Here is a 5,468-nt window from a genome sequence, read left to right on the forward strand (position 1 = left end):
GCCGCGTTGCCCTTCCTAAATCTTCCGCCCACGGCTTATCACGATTGGGGTATTCATGCACCTGAACGCGGCGGCCAAAGGTTGCCTCATCACTGTCAACCTTAAACGCAATGCCACGCAGCGAGGCATCCTGCAGATTATCTTTCCAGCTCATGGCTTACTCCGGGCGTAAAAAAACCCGCCGGAGCGGGTTGCTTTGAAAATAAGCTTGGGTTATTTGGGTTCTGAAGCTACGCACTCAACTTCATGGATGCCGCTTTTAGCATTTGAACTAACGCCAGCTTTTACTTTACCACTTTTCATAATGGTGATAAAAAACTGGCCGCCAGGCATGGTAAGCCCGAAATTAACGCCACTAACCTCTTTTGAATCCCAGTCGTCATTAGGATGTTCAAATGTAAGCCAGCTCAGGTCAGCGTTTTTCGGTGAGCCGCTTTCAAATAGATACGTCCCAACGCTCTCGCCGATTGTATAAGACGGCTTGGTTACAATAAGCCTGCCGCTCGCGGATGGAGCTAAGCAAGACAGTTCCACTGATATTGAAACTGGCTCATTGCTATCCACCGAGGATTTGATTTTATTAACAAAATCCGTGGCTAATTTATTATCTTTTGCAAGCGCAGAGGTTGTTAGAGCTGATAAAATCAGAGCTATAGCTACTTTTTTCATGCTTATCGCCAATAAATAGTTATGTATATCCGTATTTATACCACATCAATATTCATCAGAATTAATTGTTACCGCTAAAACGATTATAACCAACGTCATAACTAAGCCATGGAGTCGCATTGCCTGCTGGAGTAGCAACCCGCATGCCCTGCGGCGCATTCTCAAAATTAACCTTCAACTCTCCCGTCTGCGGTCGACCAGCAGAGGATGGGCGGTCAAGGCCAACTTTTGGATCGTACCGTCCTTCAGGGATAGGATTATCCATTCCCAGAATTTCACGAAGCCTCGGAATGAAACCATTATAGCCCCGCTCCCGTTCCTGTGATTTCATTTTGTTTACCAGAAACTCGCCCGTGCTTACGCCCTGATTTGTAGCCTGCTTATCCAAATCCTGTAACTGCTTAAGTAGTGAGACTGCTATGCCAATCGTAATGGTCATGGCGCCAAAGCGGCTGATTTGAGCCAATAACCCTGATAGCGACCCTGCGAGAGTTACAGCCTGCTGCAGAGAGCCAATAGTTTTGATTGCGAAGGACCCTGCCATCACAACTCCGATACCTTCGATTACTGTCTGCCACCCCCCCATTTTCTTAGCGACATTATCTATTTCAGTCCAGACCTGCTTAACAACTGGCCCGACCTGATCCCAGTTGTTAATTATCAGCATGGCACCGGCAGCAAGCGCAGAGATAGCCAGTTTGGCAGGCGACAGGTTCATTACCATATTAAGCACTCTGAAAGACTGCGAAACGGCACCAACCGCGACCCCAACGCCAACTAAAGAAATAGCAAATTTCGCAACTGACCTGACCAACTCAGGATTATCCCTGACAAACTTTTCTGTCTGCTTTATATAGGGCATGAGTGCTACAACGCCCTGCTTGAGTTGTGGCGTGAGAGCATCACCCAGCGCTAGGCTTACAGCAGTTATGCCATTCTGCATCAGCGTTAGTTTGTTTTCGGTAGTATCTGCGCGGGAGTCATACTCTTTCTGCATTGAGCCAGCATACTGCTGTGCATCAGCAACCTTACCGAAGTTTTTGCGAAGCAGGTCGAGATTGTTAAGAAGCGGAGCAATAGCCTTTATAGACTCCCGACCGAACAGCCATTCGAGTGCTTTTGATTTGCTTTCTTCAGGAAGGTTTTTAATCCCCTCCAATACCTTAAGCATGGTTTCCTTAGAGTCCTTCACCATGCCACTGGCGAGAGACTTAGGCGTCATCCCGATTTTTTTCAGGACCTTTTTAGCATTACCGGTATTGGCATTGGAGAGCGAAAGCATGAAGTTTTGAATGCCGGTACTAGCTACTTCAGACTGGACACCCATCCCTGCGATGGTTGCACCCAGCGCGGCAAGATTTCCAGTTGAAACGTGGTTTACCGCCGCGAGCGAGCCCACGCTGGTGACTATTTCAGAGATTTTAGCTGCGCTGGCAGGACCGGTATTTCCGAGGTAGTTCACTTTGTCCGTCAGTCCAACAACTTCTTTCTGCGTCATTTTGAAAGCGGTTCGCCATGTCGCCATCATCTGACCGGACTCTTCCGCAGTCTGATCAAACGCAATACCCATTTTGGCTGCATCTTCTGCAAACCCGACAAGCTCACTTCGGGCGATGCCGGCCTGACCTGCTGCGGCAACAATCTGACCGATACCGTCTGCCGTGATCGGCAGTTTTGTTGACAGGTCAATAACGTCTTGGCTCATTTTCCTGAAAGCGTCAGCGTTATCCAGACCGTCAACGACCTTGCGGATATCGGCCATTGTTGATTCGAACTTAATGGCCTCATTTACAGGGATAGCCAGCGCACCCAGGATGGATGCGCCGATAGCAGTTGCTCCAACAGCCAGCGATGAGAATTCCTTCTGAAACCCCTTCAGCTGGCGCTGCATCCCTTTCATTGGGCCGGTGAGCTGGTCAACAGCCGTAATGATGGCCTTTAACTGAAAGCTGTCAGCCATTCTTCGTTTCCTCGCTTATTCTTACTGCTTCCTCTTCAAGCTCCAGAAAATCAGAAAGAGCTGACCGCTTCAGTTCGAGAGGGTTTATTCGCCAGAAGTGGGCGACGTTGTAGAGTCGCCGGCGGAGGTTTCGCCCGCTCCCGAGCCGGTAAAAAAACCGAGGATCGTCATCGACGCTTTGAAAATATCAATCTTCGCCATCTGACTGGCAGATGAGCGAGGAATCCCGGCCAAAACGGGAATATACCGAAGGGACACTGAGCTATCGATTTTGATATTTCCTTCGCTGCCGATTGTGAACGGAAAGCCATTCTGCTCAATCTCATCAAATGATGGTTCACGCAGCTCCAGCACATGAAGAGTTTCACCGTGTGCTGTTATAGGTTTTGAAAGTTGCAGTTCACTCACTGGTAGAATCCTTCTGAGCCGTGGAATTCAACATCAACTGTACCCTCTTCGGCGTTATGGTTGGCCTCACCGAAAAGCCACGCTTCTGACAGCACATAGACCTGACCATTTGCCAGCTCAGACGTGATAGTCATGTTGTCAGAATTGGTGATTTTATCGACGGGGAAATCTTTAGGCACTTTCAGAGTTCCCTTGGTATAGGGTGCGCGGTGGGTTTCTTTGCGATCCACCGAGCCATCCAGGCCAATAACATCATCATTGACCCGAGTGTTCATCGGCACCTCGATGCCGCCGGTCAGCGAAAGTTGCAGACCATCAATCTTGAAATAACAGGTACCCGCAATCTTAGCCATTACGCGGTCTCCTCGCTGTATTGCAGACGGAACTGATTAAGCAGCGCAAAGACGCGCAGCTGGTTGACGTAATCCGGCGGGAACAGGACATCCACACGGGTCGGATCGATGACGTTTCGCTCAACCACCAGATGCTGTTTGAAGAGTTCGAAGTTCTCCACAATGCCCGCCCGCTCCATGGTGCGGTAGCTGGCGCACATTTCACCTTTCAGAACGGCAGGCGTCACGATGGCCTGCCCCGGACCGAAGCGCGTACCGTCATTCGCCAGCTTATGCCGCGGGTACTTACTGGTGATGATGCTTTTCAGCTGACGGATAACGTAGGCGCTGGTATGCAGCGTTTCGCTGTCCAGGTAGCTGTTATCAGCCACTCCATAGGCATTCTGCTTATGGGTGGTGATGTCACGCTGAATGCGCAGCACGCCGCCTTCACTGTAAGCCGTGGCGATCCCATGCATCAGCAGAGACTGCTGCTCAGTCAGCGTGAAGCGACTGCCTGCCAGTGCCGGCAGAGCGCCGGTCAGCTCGCCGGTCTGGGTCGGGCGTGCCGGATCATTGCGGATGAATACCGCGTTACGCGCAGTTCTCAGCGCCACCAGTTCATCTGCCGCTGTCTGAACACCAGTTTCATAACCGGCCACAGTAATGTGCTGGTTGTTCAGCGTGTCGCCGAAAGCAACCAGGTCTGACAGTGTGCCAATCTTGGCCGTGTAGACGTGGCCATACAGCTGTCGCGCATAACTCCAGCGGCCAGAAGAGTCGTTCATCTCCAGCGCGATAGTTGCCAGTGAGGCCGAGTCGCTAAATGGGGTGCCGATAAAATCAAACGGTTCATCACCCATTGCGGCCACGGTGTCTGAAAGGTCAGGTGCGCCGGTACCACCCGCCATGGGGGTGATGGCAACGTTAACGCCATCTGGCGTATTTTCACTGCCAATAGTGCCGTAATAGTTCATCAGCAGTGGAATATCGTTACCGGTAAGACCTTTATGGCGAGCAGTAAGAGTGACAACACCAGCCGCAGCGCTTGCCGTTACGGGAAGGTCAGCATTGGCATTGATCGCTGCGGTAAGAGCAGTAGCAACCGTCACCGGCGTGTCACCGGTCACCACGGCTGCCTGAATACGTGTTGCACCGATATAAAGGCTTATCGTGCCTGATGCCTGAGCATTGCCAGTGACAGTTAACTTGCCCGTAGCGGCATCACCTTCAGGTTCATCAACTGCGATTACCCACAGCTCGCCAAACGGGTCAATAGCGCGATATTTCGCTACCATTCGGGCTAGCTGGCTGCCCCGTCCTGCTACCTTTCCTGCCAGCGCTTCTGAAGGCATGATCGTAAGCTGATTTTTAGCGATGGTGCTGCCAGTTGATGCAGAGCCAATCAGAAGTGACGGGCCGCTGTCTTGGGTTGTATTCGCTTCGCTGTTGTCCATTTCTGCCCAGAAGAGCGGCACGCGAAGGTTTGACGGAATGTTCGGGTAGCTGACAGACATTACTCACCGCCTTGTTTTTTTGTGTCTGCCACGGCTTTCTTCTCTTCCGTGGCGACTTTCTCAACATCCCCGACCGCAAGGCGGCGGAGCCAGTAGCTGCTTTCTTCGACGTTCCGGCCCTCTGAAGGCAGCAGATCGCCCCGGGCAGGGTCTGGAACAGACCGCCCGCGCTTGGGTTTGATTTGCATGGTTTACTCGCTGAGGTTGATTTTGGTGTGGTGTTCGATGATGCCCTCAGGACCATTGCCCGGGTCGATATAATCAAAGTCGATTTCGACCGTTTTCAGCTCATCCAGGGCATTCAGGTCATCCTGCTGGCGCGTATCCTCTTCGGTAATTTCTCGGGTCAGCATAAATTCGAACTGGTAGTAGAGGCGCCCCCGGTCCATGTCCAGAAGCTGGCCACCGGAGTAAGCCACCGGGCCCGCGTCGGCGTCCGGCTCCCAGCCCAGCAACGCCTTCCAGATTTGCTGCCGCACATCATGCACGGCGTCATAACCGGCCGCCTGACCGCGCTCATCGCGCGTATTGTCGAGAACCACTACGACAGCAAATCCTTCGGTCACGTTCTGCCAGTAGTCG

The 5,468-nt window shown here is 51.9% G+C and carries 8 protein-coding genes; all 8 read right to left on the reverse strand.

The genetic code is table 11. The features are described 5' to 3' along the window. Nucleotides 1-154: DNA circularization N-terminal domain-containing protein (locus tag JS46_RS23795; RefSeq protein ID WP_200879052.1), on the reverse strand; the 154-nt coding region annotated here is incomplete at its 3' end. Nucleotides 155-213: 59 nt separating this feature from the next. Further along, on the reverse strand, nucleotides 214-669 hold the full coding sequence (locus JS46_RS24305) for a hypothetical protein (protein ID WP_072010486.1): 456 nt from the start codon (nucleotides 667-669) through the stop codon (nucleotides 214-216). 61 nt (nucleotides 670-730) lie between these two features. Further along, nucleotides 731-2,629, reverse strand: a complete 1,899-nt coding sequence (locus JS46_RS22390; protein ID WP_033755988.1) for a phage tail tape measure protein — start codon at nucleotides 2,627-2,629, stop codon at nucleotides 731-733. Nucleotides 2,630-2,713: 84 nt separating this feature from the next. After that, entirely contained in the window at nucleotides 2,714-3,037 is a 324-nt protein-coding gene (locus tag JS46_RS22395; RefSeq protein ID WP_033755989.1) for a phage tail assembly protein, read from the reverse strand. Then, nucleotides 3,034-3,390 carry a phage tail tube protein gene (locus JS46_RS22400; protein ID WP_033755991.1) on the reverse strand — a complete coding sequence of 119 codons (357 nt, stop codon included), beginning with the start codon at nucleotides 3,388-3,390 and terminating at the stop codon, nucleotides 3,034-3,036. The genes JS46_RS22395 and JS46_RS22400 overlap by 4 nt, the downstream gene beginning before the upstream one ends. Then, complete coding sequence (locus JS46_RS22405; protein WP_033755994.1) at nucleotides 3,390-4,886, reverse strand: phage tail sheath subtilisin-like domain-containing protein; 1,497 nt, start codon at nucleotides 4,884-4,886, stop codon at nucleotides 3,390-3,392. The genes JS46_RS22400 and JS46_RS22405 overlap by 1 nt, the downstream gene beginning before the upstream one ends. Next, nucleotides 4,886-5,074, reverse strand: coding sequence for a DUF2635 domain-containing protein (locus tag JS46_RS22410; RefSeq protein ID WP_033755995.1), 189 nt, complete (start codon nucleotides 5,072-5,074; stop codon nucleotides 4,886-4,888). Before JS46_RS22410 ends, JS46_RS22405 begins: the two co-directional genes overlap by 1 nt. Nucleotides 5,075-5,077: 3 nt before the next feature. Further along, a partial coding sequence (locus JS46_RS22415) for a transposase (RefSeq protein ID WP_033755997.1) occupies nucleotides 5,078-5,468 on the reverse strand: 391 nt, incomplete at its 5' end.

This window comes from Pantoea sp. NGS-ED-1003 (assembly GCF_000738765.1).
GTDB classification, from domain to species: Bacteria; Pseudomonadota; Gammaproteobacteria; order Enterobacterales; family Enterobacteriaceae; genus Pantoea; species Pantoea septica.

What these genes read in the sequence shown, in the direction of transcription:
- JS46_RS24305 (WP_072010486.1), bottom strand. Translation starts at nt 669, where the DNA reads ATGAAAAAAGTAGCTATAGCTCTGATTTTATCAGCTCTAACAACCTCT.
- JS46_RS22390 (WP_033755988.1), bottom strand. Translation starts at nt 2,629, where the DNA reads ATGGCTGACAGCTTTCAGTTAAAGGCCATCATTACGGCTGTTGACCAG.
- JS46_RS22400 (WP_033755991.1), bottom strand. Translation starts at nt 3,390, where the DNA reads ATGGCTAAGATTGCGGGTACCTGTTATTTCAAGATTGATGGTCTGCAA.
- JS46_RS22405 (WP_033755994.1), bottom strand. Translation starts at nt 4,886, where the DNA reads ATGTCTGTCAGCTACCCGAACATTCCGTCAAACCTTCGCGTGCCGCTC.
- JS46_RS22410 (WP_033755995.1), bottom strand. Translation starts at nt 5,074, where the DNA reads ATGCAAATCAAACCCAAGCGCGGGCGGTCTGTTCCAGACCCTGCCCGG.